The sequence below is a fragment of the Hymenobacter sp. YIM 151500-1 genome (assembly GCF_025979885.1).
Taxonomy (GTDB): Bacteria; Bacteroidota; Bacteroidia; order Cytophagales; family Hymenobacteraceae; genus Hymenobacter.
In genome coordinates this window covers 873,468-888,220 of the sequence record NZ_CP110139.1, presented here as the reverse complement: position 1 = coordinate 888,220, position 14,753 = coordinate 873,468, and the positions used below count along the sequence as shown (strand labels likewise).

Here is a 14,753-nt window from a genome sequence, read left to right as displayed (position 1 = left end):
AACATTCCAGTGCTTAGCTTGGCCTAGCGAATATTCGCTATATTTTCCGCTTTCCAGTGCGCAGGTCGGGTTTTTGTCTATTTTTGTTGCAAAAATTCCCTTTTCCCACCCACCCCTAATTCCCATTTTGGCTTTATGATGGACTCCGTCGCCAACGCCCTCCCACGTCTCCAGCCTTTAGGTTTTTCGCAGGCCGCCAAGGTACACCTCAACCTTACTCCCGCCGAGCTGGTGGAAGAAGCCCTGCGTCGCGGCGAAGGCACGCTCACTGACACCGGCGCCCTCATGGCCGACACCGGTGCCTTTACCGGCCGCTCCCCCAAAGACCGGTTTGTGGTGCGCGACGCCAACACGGAGGACACGGTGTGGTGGGGCGACATCAACATTCCCTTCGACGCCGACAAGTTTGACCAGCTGCACCGCAAAATGGTGCAGTACCTGGAAGACAAGGAGCTGTACGTGCGCGAGGCCTACGCCGGCGCCAACCCCGACTACGAGTTGAAGCTGCGCGTAGTAAACGAGCTGGCTTGGCACAACCTGTTCTGCTACAACATGTTCCTGCGCCCTGCCGAAGGCGCTGACACGAGCTGGACGCCCGACTTCAGCATCATCTGCGCCCCCGGCTTCGAGGCTGACCCGGCCGTGGACGGCACCCGCCAGAAGAACTTCGCCATCCTGAACTTCTCGAAGAAGATGATTCTGATTGGCGGCACGGGCTACGCCGGGGAGATGAAGAAGGGCATTTTTGGAGTGCTCAACTACCTGCTGCCCCACGAGAAAAACACCCTGCCCATGCACTGCTCCGCTAACGTGGGCCGCGACGGCGACACGGCCATCTTCTTCGGCCTCTCGGGCACAGGCAAAACCACCCTGTCGGCCGACCCCAACCGCGGCCTTATCGGCGACGACGAGCACGGCTGGACCCCGGAGGCGGGCATCTTCAACTTCGAGGGCGGCTGCTATGCTAAGGTCATCGACCTGAGCCAGGAGAAGGAGCCCGAAATCTGGAACGCCATCAAGTTTGGCTCCATCGTAGAGAATACGCGCTTCAAGCCCGGCACTCACACGGTGGACTACGCCAACAAGTCGGTGACGGAAAACACCCGGACGGCCTACCCCATCCACTACATCCCGAATGCCATTGAGCCGTCGGTGGCCGACTCGCCCAAGAACATCTTCTTCCTGACGGCCGATGCCTTTGGGGTGCTGCCGCCCATCAGCAAGCTGGACAAGAGCCACGCCATGTACCACTTCATGTCGGGCTACACGGCCAAGGTGGCGGGCACCGAAATGGGCATTACCGAGCCCCAAACGACCTTCTCGGCTTGCTTCGGCCAGGTGTTTCTGCCTCTGCACCCTACCCGCTACGCCGAGATGCTGGGCCAGAAAATGGAGGAGCACCCCGATGTGAACGTGTGGCTGGTGAATACGGGCTGGTCGGGCGGCTCCTACGGCGTGGGCTCCCGCATGAAGCTGGGCTACACCCGCGCCATGATTACGGCCGCCCTGAACGGCGAGCTGAACGAAGTGGAATTTGTGAAGCACCCGGTATTCGGCGTGGAAATGCCGGCCGCCGTGCCCGGCGTACCCACCACCATCCTGGACCCGCGCAACACCTGGGCCGACAAAGAAGCCTACGACAAAACGGCTGCTTCGCTGGCCGAGAAGTTCGTGCAGAACTTCCAGAAGTTCGCCGACTTCGCCAACGATGAAATCCTGGCCGGCGCCCCCAAGGTGGCCGTGGCGGCTGGGGTGTAATTTGGTAGCTTAAAGTTTAGAAGCCCCGCTGGCTATTAGCCGGCGGGGCTTTTTGTTGGTTTTTGTCAGGTGAGTTGTTGAGTAGCCGCTTTCTTGTCTAAACTGCCTTTGATAAGTAAACCGATACCGAAACCGATTAGACTATAGTACACCAAGTATGATCCATCAGCAAAATAAAACTGGCTAAGTAGAGTGAGCAATACGCCACATATTAAGAAAACCGCGCCAATAGTTTTGAGCATTCCAGCCACTTTCAACTGCCGCTTAGCATCTTCGCGTGTCAGCAGAAGGTGCATATTCTGGTATTTATCGGCCAATGTCTCTAACTGGTCTGAGCTGGCCCCTTCCTCCGCGAGCATATTTAAAATCTCGGTCCGGTCTTTTCCTTGGGCAAATAATTGGATGGCCCTTCTCTGAGCGTATTTTTCCCGGTACATTTGACTGAATGTTTACTCTGCAACCTAGAGTATAGAATTCACTTTTAGCACTCTTTTCTCTTACCTTTTCCCCTCTTATGCGCAAGCGTCTTCTGCCGCTGCTGCTGTGCGTGCTCAGCCCGCTGGCCTCCTGGGCCTGGGGTGTGGATGGGCACCGCGCCGTTGGTAAAATTGCCGAACAACACCTCAGCCGCCGCGCTAAGCGGGAAATCCAGCGCCTGCTGGGCACCGAAAGCCTTCCGCTGGTGAGTACCTGGGCCGATGAGGTGCGCCCCTACCCCGAGTTCAAGGAAACTGGCCCCTGGCACTACGTCAACACCCCTTCGGGCCTGAGCCAGGAGCAGTACCGGCAGCAGCTCAAGAGCCAGACCGAACCCAACGCCTACAACATGCTGCAAGCCAAGCTGCGGGAGCTGACCGATTCGGGCAAAACCCAGGCTGAGCGCATCATGGCTCTGAAGTTTGTGGTGCACATCGTCGGCGACGTGCACCAGCCCCTGCACGCGGGCCACGCCGAAGACAAGGGTGGCAACGACATCAAGGTGAAGTACCGCGGTAAGGACACCAACCTGCACAGCCTCTGGGACAGTGGCCTCATCGACTACCAGGGCCTGACCTACACCGAAATGGCCCAGCAGTACGACCAGCGCCTGCGCCGCCGCCAGGTGCGCGCCCTGCAAGCCGCCCCGGCCGACCAGTGGCTGTGGGAGTCGTACCAGGCCAGCGAAAAGCTCTACCAGGAAGCTCCCACCGACACCGACATCGACTACCGCTACTACCCGGCCCACGCCGAGCTGCTCCGCCAGCGCATCACCGAGGCCGGTATCCGGCTGGCCGGGCTGCTGAACGAGGTACTGGGATAAACATCTGTAGAACTTCCCTTTACGCCCTAGCCGGACCAGCTTGTGCAGCTGGTCCGGCTAGGGCTTGCGTTTTGTCAACGCATCCTTCTCACCCCGCTGCTTTCGGCTTACTTACCTGCTTAAGTGCACTTCAGCAGCTTCACCATATTGGATTTTTTACAGCAAGATTGAATTTATTGTAGCAATGGTTGTAAGTTTGTCTATTGTTGAGCTATCAGTTTGACAATAGGACCTGTACAATCTACTCTCTTTTTTCACATCTATGCATCAATCGTTACGCGCCATCCTGCTGGGTTTTCTAGGGGTGCTGCCGTTGCTGAGTTATGCCGAAGGATCAAGGCAGCTCACCCCCAACACCAACAATCTGGCCCTCACGGACCCTGCCAACACCCGGGCCGGCTTTCTTACCCACGATGCCAACATTGACGCGACCCAGGCCGTATCGTTTGGCTTCCTGAAGCCCGCCACCTGGAGCGGGTTCGGGCAGGCGTTTACCGAGGACTACCGGATGTACGTTCATCTGCGGCCGGGGGAAACGCTCAACTACGGCGTGCACCGCATTGCCCGCGCAGCCACGCACAACGACCTGATTCTGACGCTGCGAGTGGGTGCCGGTACCGGCACCGTTGTGCAGCAAACTACCCTAGCCCGCAATACGGCCAGCATTGACCAGGCCGAGCTACTGACCACGCAGGCCGGGGTAATTGACGACGCCAATCAGGCCCTGGCGGGCCCCCTGCCCAGCGCCGGAGGCTACCAGCCCCTGCAGTACACCAACAATACGGCCTCGAACCAAGAGGTGTACGTGGAGTTCACCCAAACCGACGAGGCGGCGCAAACCGACGACCAGAAGCGCTCCGAGTACGACTTCTGGGACTTTACGGTGCGTGATGCCGCCGGCGCCGAAAAGCCCGGCCGCCTGTACAGCAAGCACTGGGCTTTCTCTACCGGGGCCTCCGCAGGTACTGACGCGTTTCAGAACCGCCTGGCTGCCGGCTTCCGGCTATTCCCTATGATTGAAAGCCGCAATACGCCCGGCACGTTCTTCGTGAAGGAGATTGAGCTGGCGGGCCTGCGTCCGCTGGGTTTCTTCTTTGTCTGCAACGAGTTTGGCTCCACCACGGCGGCGGGCACCTCCATTGAGCAGCGCCGGCGCAGCCAGGTATCCCGGACCACGTACTCGCAGTATCCCATCTTCGTGCAGAACCCCGACGCCAGCGTGTGGCCCAGCGCCGCACTGCCGACGGTGGGAGTTACGCCCCGCGCCTACTGCCGCAACGGTATCACGGAAGTAGCCTTCACGACTACCAGCGCCGAAACGGGTCAGTTTGACATTCTGATTGATATTAACGGCAACGGTACCCGCGACACGGACGAGCCGTTGCTCCGCCAAACGCTGGCCGCTGGTACTTCCAATACCATCGTGTGGAACGGACGGCGCAGAGCTGCTGCCGACGTAGATGGCAACCCACCCACTGGCGCTCTGGTAGCGGCCGGTACCGTCATCAAGTTCGACTTCACCAGCTTCGGGGCTCCCGTGCATTTCCCGCTCTACGACGCCGAGGGCAACCCCGACGGCTTCCGGGTACGCAACATTCGGCCGGGTGCGGGCAACACCTACGACCGGCTGTACTGGGACGATGCTAACCTGACCAACTTCGCCACGCGCACCACGCAGCTCTCAGGCGTTGATTCGACGCCGGGCGTGCACCCGTGGGGGGTGGGCACCAGCAACGAGGGCGACGGCTACACCGTGAACACCTGGACCTACGGCTTTGCTGTGTTTCAGGGCGCTACCGAGTTTACCTACACTTCCGCCTGCGACAACGACGTGGACGGCGTGGCTGATAACGTGGACATCGACGACGATAATGACGGCATCCTGGACGTGGTGGAGTCCTTTACTCCTACCGGCACTGGCGCCGCCAGCATCAACCCCAGCTCTTTCGCTGGTGCTTCCTCGCCCGTGCTCTACCTCGACGGGACCTATACGCACCCCGTGCTGGGTGCCTTTCGCGACCTGAACAACGACGGTATAAACGACGTGTTTGACACGGACCGCGACGGTATTCCCAACCACTTCGACCTGGACGCCGACGGTGACGGCCTGACCGATGCGTTTGAGGCGAATGGGAATTCCAACCCGACAACGGCTCAAGGATATACTTTCAGCCAGACTGTATCTGTAAGGGGCACGGTATACACCTTTCAGAGCCTTTTTGATCCAGCATTAGGGAAATACGTGACTACAACTGCCGCTGCTGCTACTGCCGCCGGTGCTTCTGCCGGGGTAGGCCCTAATGGCTTGCCTGATGCTGTGGAAACCTCTGTTGTCTATGGAACGAGCGGTAACGGCTCCAACACTGTACTAGCTGCCAACCAATCAAGCGCAAGCAAATACACCCTCACCGACTCGGACACGGACAGCCGCTCGGCCAGCGGCCAGACGGCGACCAACTACAACTTCCTGGATGTAGACTCCGACAACGACGGTATTCTGGATAACCGCGAAGCCCAGTCTACGGCCGCCTACCGCGCCCCTACTGGCGTTGATACTGACCGGGACGGCATCGACAATGCCTACGACCCCACCCCCGGCACGGGTATTGCCGCGGGTACGGCGCTGGTTTCGGTGGTGAACACGGGCGGAGCAGCCGCAGCCGATATGTTCGACTTCGATTCGGATGGCGACAACAACGCTACCTTGCCCATCTACCGGCAAACAGCCGACTGGACGGAGGGCTTCGACACCAACCGTAACGGGGTAGCCGGCGACGAAATCCTGGCTAAGGCTCAAGCATTTGCCGCGGCCAATCCTGGCAAAGCCAACTACTACGCTATTGTGGGCACGGGAAGCAGCGCCAGCGGCTCCTCGCCCTTCTTGCAGGACAGCGACAACGACGACGTGCCAAACTTCCTCGATGAGGACAGCCAGTACTACTACGACGACAATTTCAACGGTTTGGTTGATTTGTACGACCCAGCCTACGGCGGCGCGCCTTCCACGGCTCCGAGAAGACTTGCCACCCAGGCCGACGCTGACTTCCGCACTGCTACCCAAGCCACCCCGCTGCCTGTAACTCTGGTGAGCTTTGCGGCCCGGACCGCCGGCGCCGATGCCTTGCTGACCTGGACCACGGCCTCCGAGCTGAACAACGCAGGCTTTGAAGTGGAACGCTCCTCTGATGCCGTGAAGTTTGAGAAAATCGGTTTTGTGGCCGGGCGCGGCACTACTTCCCAAGAAGGCGCCTACCGTTTCGTGGATGCCGGAGCTGCCCGCAACGGTCGCACCTGGTATTACCGCCTGCGCCAGCTGGATGCCGACGGGCAGGCCACCTACTCTGGGGTGCGTTCGGTAAGTTTTGATGGCTCGAAACGCGGCGTGGCGGCCGTATATCCGGCCCCGGCTACCGCCACTGCTACTCTGGACCTCATGGCCCTGCCCTTGGGCACCTACACCATTACGCTGGTGAATGCTCAGGGCCAGCAGGTAGGCACCCTGAGTGCCCAGGGCGGTGTAGCTCAACCCCTGCCCATCACGGGCCTGGCTGCGGGCCTCTACCAGGTGCGCATCAACGGCCAAAATCTGCGCCTCACGGCTCCCCTTCTCAAGCAGTAGTCCGTCTGGAATGCTGCCACCAGCAAAAAGCCCCCGACACGTGGTGTCGGGGGCTTTTTGCTGCTACTGGTAAGTAGCCCATGCGCACCTGGTACTACAGCGGAGCCGGGCTGCCGGGAACCTGGGTGCAGCCCAAAGTGGAGCACACAAACGGCGCCGAGAATTCGCTTCGGTTCAGGGACCGGTTAGCGTGGGCGAATATGCGGAACACGTACGGGGTGCCGCAGACCAGAGCCTGCGGGCAATGCGTGGAAGCTCCGTTGTCGAGCACCAGGTTGCCAACGGTCACGGCTACGGACTGGCCTGCCGCTAACCGGTAGCGGGAGTCGCGGGCGTTGCCACTGAACGAGGCCTTGCACAGCTGCGCCTCCGACCACGAGCCCCCGTTGGCTTGGTAGGTCGCCAGCGGCATCCACTGCAGCGAGAAGCCAGCGTCGGCGCCCGTGGCTCCGGCCGTCACCACAACGGTAATGGACGTGCGGGTGGACACGCCGCAATTTAGCTGGGGGGTAAGCATGGGGCCGGTTTTGCCATCGAGTGTAGCACTAGCCGACGGAGCAGCTAGGTTCTCAACCTCATGCTTGCCGCAACCGGCAAACAGCAGCACACCACAGAGGGCCCAGCTCAAGGAAACATGTTTCATAAGAAAGGTAAGCAGGTAGTTGTTGGAAAGGTGGATGATATTGTGCCGTCAAGCTACGGAGAAAAATCAAAAACAGATATAATTATATCTATTTCTTATGATTATTTATAGACAAGCTGCACTTAAAAGGTACCCGCTAAGCTTGAACGAACCTCATAAAATAGCCCCACACCTCATTCCATAAGCAGGAATAAGGCATGGGGCCATTGGTGGGGCGGCGCGAACAGCAGTTTAATTCTCGCGCCGGCTGCCTAGCCAGGCGGCCAGGGCTACGCCGGCGCCTACCAGCAGGGCGGTGCGCAGGGCAGGACTGCCGGCCGTGGCGGCTTCGGTGTAGTAGCTGGTTTCGCGGGTGTGGCCGGGGTAGTTGCCCCGCTCCTCCAGCTGGCCCATGGGCTGGTCGAGGGCATTCTGTTGCAGGGGGCGCGGGGCGTAGTCGGCCTTCTCCTGCTTCACAAATACCTTTTCCATAAACTTGTCGAGCAGGGCGGGCGTCCATTGCTCCATGCTGATGAAGGCACGGCCGCCGCCACCCACCACCACATCCCGCTCGGCCGTGGTGGCCGCGTGCAGAATGGCGCGGGCCACGGTTTCGGGGGCGTAGGCGGGCGGAGCGTGCTTGGCTTCGCGCTCCATGTAGTTCTTGGCGTGCACGGTGTACGGCGTGTCGATGGCTGCGGGCTGAATCAGGGTTACGGACACCGGGGCGCCATCCATTTCCAGCTCCATGCGCAGGCCGTCGGTAAAGCCCTTCACGGCGTGCTTGCTGGCCGAGTAGATGGTTTGCAGAATGGCGGTGAGGTCGGACAGGATGCTGCCCACGTTGATGATGGCGCCACCCTTGGCTTTCAAGTGCTTGGCGGCCTCCAGAGAGCCGTGCACCAGCCCCCAGAAATTCACCTCAAACAGCTGGCGCATGTCCTCAACCGGCACCTGCTCTATCTTGCCGTAGATGCTCACGCCCGCGTTGTTCACCCAGGTGTCGAAGCCGCCGAACTTCTGAATGGCTTGCTGGGCCAGGCGCTTTACATCCTCGGGCTTGCTCACATCGGCAACCACGTACATGGCGTCGCCGCCCGCCTGGTTGATTTCGTCGGTGAGCTGGCGCAGGGCCTCTTCTGAGCGGGCAGCTAGCACCAGTCGGGCGCCTTGTTGGGCGGCCATGCGGGCCGTAACCAGGCCAATGCCCGACGAAGCACCCGTAATGACAATGGTTTGGTCTTTTAGTTTTTTTAGTTTGGCAGCCATGTTTATCAGGTGATGGGGTAAGAAAATCCAGACAATGTGCAGGCTGGTGGTACGCGGAAGCAGCAGCTTGCGTTGTTACAGCTCCACTCTACTGCCGGGCGCCAGCTGTTCCCGTGCCAGCTGCGGCACTGGCCACCGCCGCTAACCGGATGCCCGCCACCTGCTTGCCGGGCGTGAGGTCCTGGCCCGCTGCTTTACCTTTGCCGTATGCCGCACACCTTCTTCGCCCCCGACCTGGCTGCCACTTCCTACACCCTGCCCGAAGACGAAAGCAAGCACGCCGTGCGGGTGCTGCGCCTGGCGGCCGGCGACATCGTGGGGCTGGTAAATGGCCGCGGCGGCGTGTACCAGGCCGAGGTAGAAGCTGCCGACGCCAAGCGCTGCCGCCTGCGCATCGTGAGTGAGCAGCAGGTGCCGCGGCGCGCCTACGAAGCGCACGTAGCAGTGGCCCCCACCAAAAACCTCGACCGGATGGAGTGGCTGGTGGAAAAGGCGGTGGAAATCGGGGTTGACACCCTGACTTTCCTGCGCTGTGCCCGCTCGGAGCGCCGGGAGCTGAAGCTGGAGCGCCTCCAGAAAATTGCCATCAGCGCCCTGAAGCAGTCGGGCCAGGCCTGGCTGCCGGTCCTCAGCGAGCTGACCGACTTCGCCGATTTCCTCCCAATCACCGACTCCGCCACTACCTTTATAGCCCACCTGGCCGAGGGCGAGCGGACGGCCTTCTCCCAGGTAGCCGCCACGGGCGCGGGCTGCTGCATCCTCATCGGCCCCGAGGGCGACTTTACCCCCCAGGAAATCGAAGCGGCTCTAACCCGCGGCATCCGGCCCGTGACCTTGGGTGCCTCCCGCCTGCGCACCGAAACCGCCGCTCTGGCCGCCCTCCACACCATGCACGTAGCGCGGGAGCTGCGGCCCGAGGCGCTCCGTTGAACGACCTCAGCGTATCTCAGCGTTTCCTCCGCGAACCTCAGCGAGAAATTCTACTTCCCGATTTTATGCGCCACCTTCTGCTTCTGCTCCTTTTCACGCTGCCGCTGCTGGCCGCCGCGCCGGTGCCGCCCAGCTTCCGCATTGCCAAGCTGCACTACGGCGGCGGGGGCGACTGGTACGCCAACAAAACCTCCCTGCCCAACCTCATCCGCTTCTGCAACCAAAGCCTGCGCGCCAACATCGACCCCGAAGAAGCCGTGGTGGAGCTGGATTCGCCGGAGCTGCTCACCTACCCTTTCATCCACATGACCGGCCACGGCAACGTGAGCTTCACCGACGCCGAGGCCCGCAACCTGCGTCGCTACCTGGTGGGCGGCGGCTTCCTGCACATCGACGACAACTACGGCCTCGACAAGTTTATCCGGCCCGAGATGAAGAAGGTGTTTCCGGAGCTGGACTTCGTGGAGTTGCCCTTCTCCCACCCCATCTACCACCAAAAATTTCAGTTCCCCAGGGGCTTGCCCAAGGTGCACGAGCACGACGGCAAGCGCCCCCAGGGTTTCGGCCTGCTCTACAAGGGCCGTCTGGTGTGCTTCTACAGCTACGAGTGCGACTTGGGCAACGGCTGGGAAGACCTGGGCACCTACCCCGAAGACACCCCCGCCACCCACGAAGCGGCCCTGAGAATGGGCGCTAACTTGGTAGCCTACGCCCTTACGCAGGATTGATTCATCAGCCCTGAGACGGTGAGAAGTGAGAGGTGAGACTTTCGTACTAATATCCTGCTACAAGGACACCAGCACGAAAGTCTCACCTCTCACTTCTCACCGTCTCAGGGCTGACTTCAGAACCGCCGTTGCAAAATCTCACTCAGCACGAAGGCAGCGCGCACGTCAGCGGGGTTTTGCAGCATTTCGGCTACGGTGCGGGCCGGACTGGCCGGCGAACGAGCCGCCTGCTGCCGGCTCCAATAGTCTTCCTGGCCGTGCTCGACGGTGGCGCGGGGCAGGCTCGATGCGCGGCGGGCTTCGCGGCGCGGAGCTTCCAGGGAGCGGGCCGGCGGCGCCTGCTCCAGCGACCTGGCCGCCGTGCTGGTTTGCTCCAGGCTACGGGCCGCAGCAGCTTGTTCCTGCGGCAGCGGCCGGCCCGCCGGGGTGTATTCGCGCGGCCGGGCCGGTGGCTCCGTCGGGGCCGGGCGGGGCGCAGAGGGCTTACTCTGATTCTGCGCCTGCATCTGCTTCAGCAGCTCCTCAAACGAAGCGGCTGGCAGTGGCGGGGCCGGCCGGGAGCGGGCCGGCCGCTCCCGCTGCTCCTGCGCCGTGGTGGCCTGGGCCTTCTGCCACATTCGCCAGACGAACACCACCAAGCCAATCAGTATCCAAAGCAAGGTTTGCAGCTTTTCCATGAGGTGAGGGAGGTGGTGCGTATGTATACTGACCTTCGGCTACTGCCTCCGGATGACAGTGCATTATAGCAGTTTCTAGAATGGTGTACCCAGGTTGTAGAGATGCAACATTTTGCGTCTCGTCGTCAGAACGTACTTGGCCGGTCGTTTAACGAGGAGACGCGAACCGAAGGTCGGCGTAGCCAAGGGTCGCGTCTCTACAACCTGGGTACGCTACACATCAATCCATTATTTCACCACCTTGCTACTTCCCATTTACCGCACACCGTTTTGCGGGAAGCGGCCTTTTTTGGTGCGGTAGAAAGCCTGGATTTGCTCCAAATCGGCCTCGTAGTTGCCGGTGGGGTAAACGGCGGGGCCGACGCCGGCTTCTTTCCTGGCATAATCGAGGTAGCCGAGCAGGATGGGCACACCGGCCCCCAGGGCGGCAAAGTAGAATCCCTTGCGCCACTTGGGCTGGTAGGCACGGGTGCCTTCCGGGGTGATGAGAATCACCAGCTCCTCGCGCTCCTCAAACAGCTGCACCATGCCGTCTACGAGGCTGTTGTTTTTGCTCCGGTCGACGGCCAGGGCGCCGAGGGCCTTCATCAGCCCGCCCAGCACTGGAATGTCGGTCCACTCCTTTTTCACGGTGAAGCGCACGTCCACGTCCATCAGGTAGAAGGCGGCCCGGGCCATGATAAAGTCCCAGTTGCTGGTGTGGGGTGCGGCAATCATCATGCTTTTCGGAATGCCGGGGGGCACGGTGCTGGCCAGGCGCCAGCCCGCTACCGCAAAAATGGCCTTGGAGACGTAGTACCAGAACGTAGAGGTTTTGCGAGCCATGCAGAAGGAGTAGAGTACCGCTTCAACGCCACGTAATGCGGCGCTGCGTTGCCGGGCAGTAAAGCTAGGCAAATTGCCTGGGCCACCAGCCAGCACCGAACGGCTCAGGTACGGCCGGCCGGCGCCCTAGGATGCAGCAGCGCCTCCAGGTCGGGGGCCCGCGCCAGGGTGTAGCGGTAGCCAATGTCGAACAGCTCCGGGGCCAGGCGGTAGCTCATGGTCCGGAACCGGCGCAGCTCGGGCGGCTCCAGCAGCAGGTCGCACCGCTGCTTGCTGAGCACAGTGTTGCCGCCGATGGCCAGATTGAGGGTGCGCTCCACCAGGCTGCGCAGGTTGGTTATCTGGGCTTCGCGGTTGGGCGGGTTGCAGTGCACACCCACTACCCGTAGGCCGGGCTGGCCCAGCAGCACTTCCACGGGCAGGTTGTTGAGCAGTCCCCCGTCCACCAGCCGCCGCTCCTGGTAGTGCACCGGCTGATATAGAATAGGCACGGCCGCCGAAGCCAGCAGCGGCGGCAGCAGCGGCCCGGCTGAAAACGGCACCGAAGCGCCTTCCACCAAATCAGTAGCCACCAGAGTAAGCGGCAGGCGGAGCTGCTCGAAGGTGCAGCCCGCGCCCAGGTGCTGTTCCAGCAGCTTCCCCACCCCATCCAGCCGAAACAAGCCGTAGCGGCTCAGGGCAATGCGCGTGAGGCGGGTAAAACGCAGGTCTTGCAGCAGCCGCAGCACCTCCCGCGGCGCTACCCCCGCCGCGTACAGCGCCCCCACAATCCCTCCCGACGATACTCCCGCCAGCCGCCCGATGGGCAATTGCAGCTCGTCCAGCGCGGCCAGCACGCCCAGGTGGGCAATGCCCCGCGCCCCGCCCCCCGATAACGCCAGCCCCAGCGTGGGCTGTTGTTCGCTGGTGGTTGGTTTTTCGGGCGTGGTTGCGGAGGGAAGGCTGGTTTGATCCACTTTTCTTCGGAAAGAATCTGCTCGAAAAACGAAAAGCGAGCAACAAAAAACGTCCCTTACAGCTCCGCCAGCCGGAACGACTCGGCCACGCGCACGCCTTTTTCCGTGTGCTGCACCGTGATGCACTCCGTCTGCGGGTCGTGCTCCAGCACCAGCACCCAGTTTTCGTCGGCAGCCCGGCGCAGCAGGCGCTGCTTCTCGTCCATGGTCACTAGGGGGCGCATGTCGTAGGCCATGACGTAGGGCAGCGGCACGTGGCCGGCGCTGGGCAGCAGGTCGGCGGCAAATACCAGCGTGCGGCCTTGATAGTGGAACACCGGCAGCATCATTTTCTCCGTGTGGCCGTCGGCAAACACGATGTCGCGCAGGCTGGGCAAGGCATCGGGCACGCCGGCCGTGGGGTCTATGAAGCGCAAATGGCCGCTTTCCTGAATGGGCTGGATGTTCTCCTTCAGAAAGCTGGCTTTCTCGCGCGGGTTGGGCGTCACGGCCCAGTCCCAGTGGGCCTGGTTGCTCCAGTAGGTTGCGTTAGGAAACGCCAGCTCCAGCTTGCCGTCGGGGGTGCGCACCACCGAGCCTCCGCAGTGGTCGAAATGCAGGTGGGTCAGAAACACGTCCGTCACGTCGGCAGCCGCGTAGCCCAGGCGGCGCAGGGACTGTTCCAGCGTGTCGTTGCCGTGCAGGTAAAAGTACCCCCGAAACTTGGCGTCCTGCTTGTTGCCGATGCCATTGTCGACCAGTACCAGCCGGCCGCCGTCTTCCACCAGCAGGCAGCGCATGGCCCAGGTGCACATGTTGTTTTCGTCGGGCGGGTTGAGCTTCTGCCACATACTCTTGGGCACCACGCCAAACATGGCGCCCCCATCCAACTTAAACAGGCCCGTATCGAGGGTGTGAACCGTCATTTCAATTAAAAATTGAGAATTAAAAATTAAAAATGGGCCGTTTGGTCTTGAAAGAAGAAGCCACACAGGCCGCGGCCAAACCTACGCAACCGCCAACAAAAATTCCCGCCCCGCCAGGCTCTGTACGCTCCAGCAGAACAGGAATTTTTAATTCTTAATTGATAATTTTTAATTCTCTATCACCACGCCCATGTTCGAGAACTTGTCGATGCGCTGGCTGATGCGCTCCTCTTGAGGTAGTGCCTCCAGCTCATCGAGGGTACGCAGAATGGTTTTTTTCAGGGTCTGAATCATGTGCGGCACGTCGGTGTGGGCGCCGCCCAGGGGCTCCGGCACGATGCCGTCGACCAGGCCGGCTTGCAGCATGTCGGCGGCCGTGAGCTTGAGGGCCTCGGCGGCCTGCTCCTTGTAGTCCCAGGAGCGCCACAGGATGCTGCTGCAAGACTCCGGCGAAATCACCGAGTACCAGGTGTTTTCCAGCATCAGCACCCGGTCGCCGATGGCAATGCCCAGGGCCCCGCCCGAAGCGCCTTCGCCGATGATAATGCAGATAACGGGCACCTTCAGCAGAAACATTTCCTTAAGGTTGCGGGCAATAGCCTCGCCCTGCCCCCGCTCCTCGGCCTCCAGGCCCGGAAACGCGCCGGGCGTGTCAATCAGCGTGACGATGGGCTTGTTGAACTTCTCGGCCAGCTTCATCAGGCGCAGGGCTTTGCGGTAGCCCTCGGGGTTGGCCATGCCGAAGTTGCGCAGCTGGCGCTGCTTGGTGTTGCGGCCCTTCTGCTGGCCAATAAACATGATGGAGCGCCCATCCAGCTCGGCAAAGCCGCCCACCATGGCCTTGTCGTCGGCCACGGTCCGGTCGCCGTGCAGCTCGATAAACTTCTCGGTCATGCCCTCAATGTAGTCGAGGGTGTAGGGCCGGTCGGGGTGGCGCGAGAGCTGCACGCGCTGCCAGCGGGTAAGGTTGGCGTAGGTTTCCTTTTTGAGGGCGTTTATTTTGGCTTCGAGGGCCGCCACGGCTTCCGAAACGTCTACTTGGCTATCCTGGGCCAGTTGTTGCATTTCGCGGAGCTTGCCTTCAAGAGCGGCAATGGGTTGTTCAAAATCGAGGAGCATGGCCACGGCTGAATGCGTCTTGGTTGCGGGAGAAGGTACGAGAAG

The 14,753-nt window shown here is 61.3% G+C and carries 13 protein-coding genes; 5 read left to right on the top strand and 8 right to left on the bottom strand.

Translation table 11 applies throughout. The features are described from left to right. Window positions 1-135 precede the first annotated feature (135 nt). Window positions 136-1,758, top strand: coding sequence for a phosphoenolpyruvate carboxykinase (ATP) (gene pckA / locus OIS53_RS03555; RefSeq protein WP_264681014.1), 1,623 nt, complete (start codon window positions 136-138; stop codon window positions 1,756-1,758). 65 nt (window positions 1,759-1,823) lie between these two features. Here pckA and OIS53_RS03550 read toward each other — a convergent pair whose 3' ends face one another. Continuing rightward, on the bottom strand, window positions 1,824-2,195 hold the full coding sequence (locus tag OIS53_RS03550; RefSeq protein ID WP_264681013.1) for a hypothetical protein: 372 nt from the start codon (window positions 2,193-2,195) through the stop codon (window positions 1,824-1,826). Window positions 2,196-2,272: 77 nt separating this feature from the next. On the opposite strand from OIS53_RS03550, the gene OIS53_RS03545 reads away from it, so the two are divergent. Then, window positions 2,273-3,058, top strand: coding sequence for a S1/P1 nuclease (locus OIS53_RS03545; RefSeq protein ID WP_264681012.1), 786 nt, complete (start codon window positions 2,273-2,275; stop codon window positions 3,056-3,058). A gap of 262 nt (window positions 3,059-3,320) precedes the next feature. Next, window positions 3,321-6,677 (top strand): T9SS type A sorting domain-containing protein, encoded by a 3,357-nt coding sequence (locus tag OIS53_RS03540; protein ID WP_264681011.1) that lies wholly within the window; start codon window positions 3,321-3,323, stop codon window positions 6,675-6,677. 94 nt (window positions 6,678-6,771) lie between these two features. Here OIS53_RS03540 and OIS53_RS03535 read toward each other — a convergent pair whose 3' ends face one another. Together OIS53_RS03535 and OIS53_RS03530 are read right to left on the bottom strand one after the other, a co-directional pair. Continuing rightward, entirely contained in the window at window positions 6,772-7,320 is a 549-nt protein-coding gene (locus tag OIS53_RS03535; protein ID WP_264681010.1) for a hypothetical protein, read from the bottom strand. 231 nt (window positions 7,321-7,551) lie between these two features. Next, window positions 7,552-8,568 (bottom strand): SDR family oxidoreductase, encoded by a 1,017-nt coding sequence (locus tag OIS53_RS03530; protein ID WP_264681009.1) that lies wholly within the window; start codon window positions 8,566-8,568, stop codon window positions 7,552-7,554. 207 nt (window positions 8,569-8,775) lie between these two features. On the opposite strand from OIS53_RS03530, the gene OIS53_RS03525 reads away from it, so the two are divergent. Together OIS53_RS03525 and OIS53_RS03520 are read left to right on the top strand one after the other, a co-directional pair. After that, the gene (locus OIS53_RS03525; RefSeq protein ID WP_264681008.1) at window positions 8,776-9,498 is read left to right on the top strand and encodes a 16S rRNA (uracil(1498)-N(3))-methyltransferase; all 723 of its coding nucleotides are present in this window, start codon (window positions 8,776-8,778) and stop codon (window positions 9,496-9,498) included. A gap of 65 nt (window positions 9,499-9,563) precedes the next feature. Beyond that, window positions 9,564-10,226 (top strand): DUF4159 domain-containing protein, encoded by a 663-nt coding sequence (locus OIS53_RS03520; RefSeq protein ID WP_264681007.1) that lies wholly within the window; start codon window positions 9,564-9,566, stop codon window positions 10,224-10,226. 116 nt (window positions 10,227-10,342) lie between these two features. Here OIS53_RS03520 and OIS53_RS03515 read toward each other — a convergent pair whose 3' ends face one another. The 5 genes from OIS53_RS03515 to OIS53_RS03495 all read right to left on the bottom strand — a co-directional run bounded on the left by OIS53_RS03515 (window position 10,343) and on the right by OIS53_RS03495 (window position 14,708). Then, a complete protein-coding gene (locus OIS53_RS03515) occupies window positions 10,343-10,903 on the bottom strand; it encodes a hypothetical protein (RefSeq protein ID WP_264681006.1) in 561 nt (186 codons plus the stop codon). Window positions 10,904-11,158: 255 nt separating this feature from the next. Beyond that, window positions 11,159-11,728, bottom strand: coding sequence for a 1-acyl-sn-glycerol-3-phosphate acyltransferase (locus OIS53_RS03510; RefSeq protein WP_264681005.1), 570 nt, complete (start codon window positions 11,726-11,728; stop codon window positions 11,159-11,161). Window positions 11,729-11,832: 104 nt separating this feature from the next. Next, complete coding sequence (locus OIS53_RS03505) at window positions 11,833-12,684, bottom strand: patatin-like phospholipase family protein (protein ID WP_264681004.1); 852 nt, start codon at window positions 12,682-12,684, stop codon at window positions 11,833-11,835. 56 nt (window positions 12,685-12,740) lie between these two features. Next, window positions 12,741-13,589 carry an MBL fold metallo-hydrolase gene (locus OIS53_RS03500; protein WP_264681003.1) on the bottom strand — a complete coding sequence of 283 codons (849 nt, stop codon included), beginning with the start codon at window positions 13,587-13,589 and terminating at the stop codon, window positions 12,741-12,743. Between the two features lie 168 nt (window positions 13,590-13,757). Continuing rightward, window positions 13,758-14,708 carry an acetyl-CoA carboxylase carboxyltransferase subunit alpha gene (locus tag OIS53_RS03495; RefSeq protein WP_264681002.1) on the bottom strand — a complete coding sequence of 317 codons (951 nt, stop codon included), beginning with the start codon at window positions 14,706-14,708 and terminating at the stop codon, window positions 13,758-13,760. Window positions 14,709-14,753 lie beyond the last annotated feature (45 nt).

Bases quoted from the DNA above. Each gene is read 5' to 3' on its own strand.
- OIS53_RS03495 (WP_264681002.1), bottom strand. From the start codon at position 14,708: ATGCTCCTCGATTTTGAACAACCCATTGCCGCTCTTGAAGGCAAGCTC.
- OIS53_RS03515 (WP_264681006.1), bottom strand. From the start codon at position 10,903: ATGGAAAAGCTGCAAACCTTGCTTTGGATACTGATTGGCTTGGTGGTG.
- OIS53_RS03510 (WP_264681005.1), bottom strand. From the start codon at position 11,728: ATGGCTCGCAAAACCTCTACGTTCTGGTACTACGTCTCCAAGGCCATT.
- OIS53_RS03545 (WP_264681012.1), top strand. From the start codon at position 2,273: ATGCGCAAGCGTCTTCTGCCGCTGCTGCTGTGCGTGCTCAGCCCGCTG.
- OIS53_RS03500 (WP_264681003.1), bottom strand. From the start codon at position 13,589: ATGACGGTTCACACCCTCGATACGGGCCTGTTTAAGTTGGATGGGGGC.
- OIS53_RS03540 (WP_264681011.1), top strand. From the start codon at position 3,321: ATGCATCAATCGTTACGCGCCATCCTGCTGGGTTTTCTAGGGGTGCTG.
- OIS53_RS03525 (WP_264681008.1), top strand. From the start codon at position 8,776: ATGCCGCACACCTTCTTCGCCCCCGACCTGGCTGCCACTTCCTACACC.
- OIS53_RS03520 (WP_264681007.1), top strand. From the start codon at position 9,564: ATGCGCCACCTTCTGCTTCTGCTCCTTTTCACGCTGCCGCTGCTGGCC.
- pckA (WP_264681014.1), top strand. From the start codon at position 136: ATGATGGACTCCGTCGCCAACGCCCTCCCACGTCTCCAGCCTTTAGGT.
- OIS53_RS03550 (WP_264681013.1), bottom strand. From the start codon at position 2,195: ATGTACCGGGAAAAATACGCTCAGAGAAGGGCCATCCAATTATTTGCC.
- OIS53_RS03530 (WP_264681009.1), bottom strand. From the start codon at position 8,568: ATGGCTGCCAAACTAAAAAAACTAAAAGACCAAACCATTGTCATTACG.
- OIS53_RS03535 (WP_264681010.1), bottom strand. From the start codon at position 7,320: ATGAAACATGTTTCCTTGAGCTGGGCCCTCTGTGGTGTGCTGCTGTTT.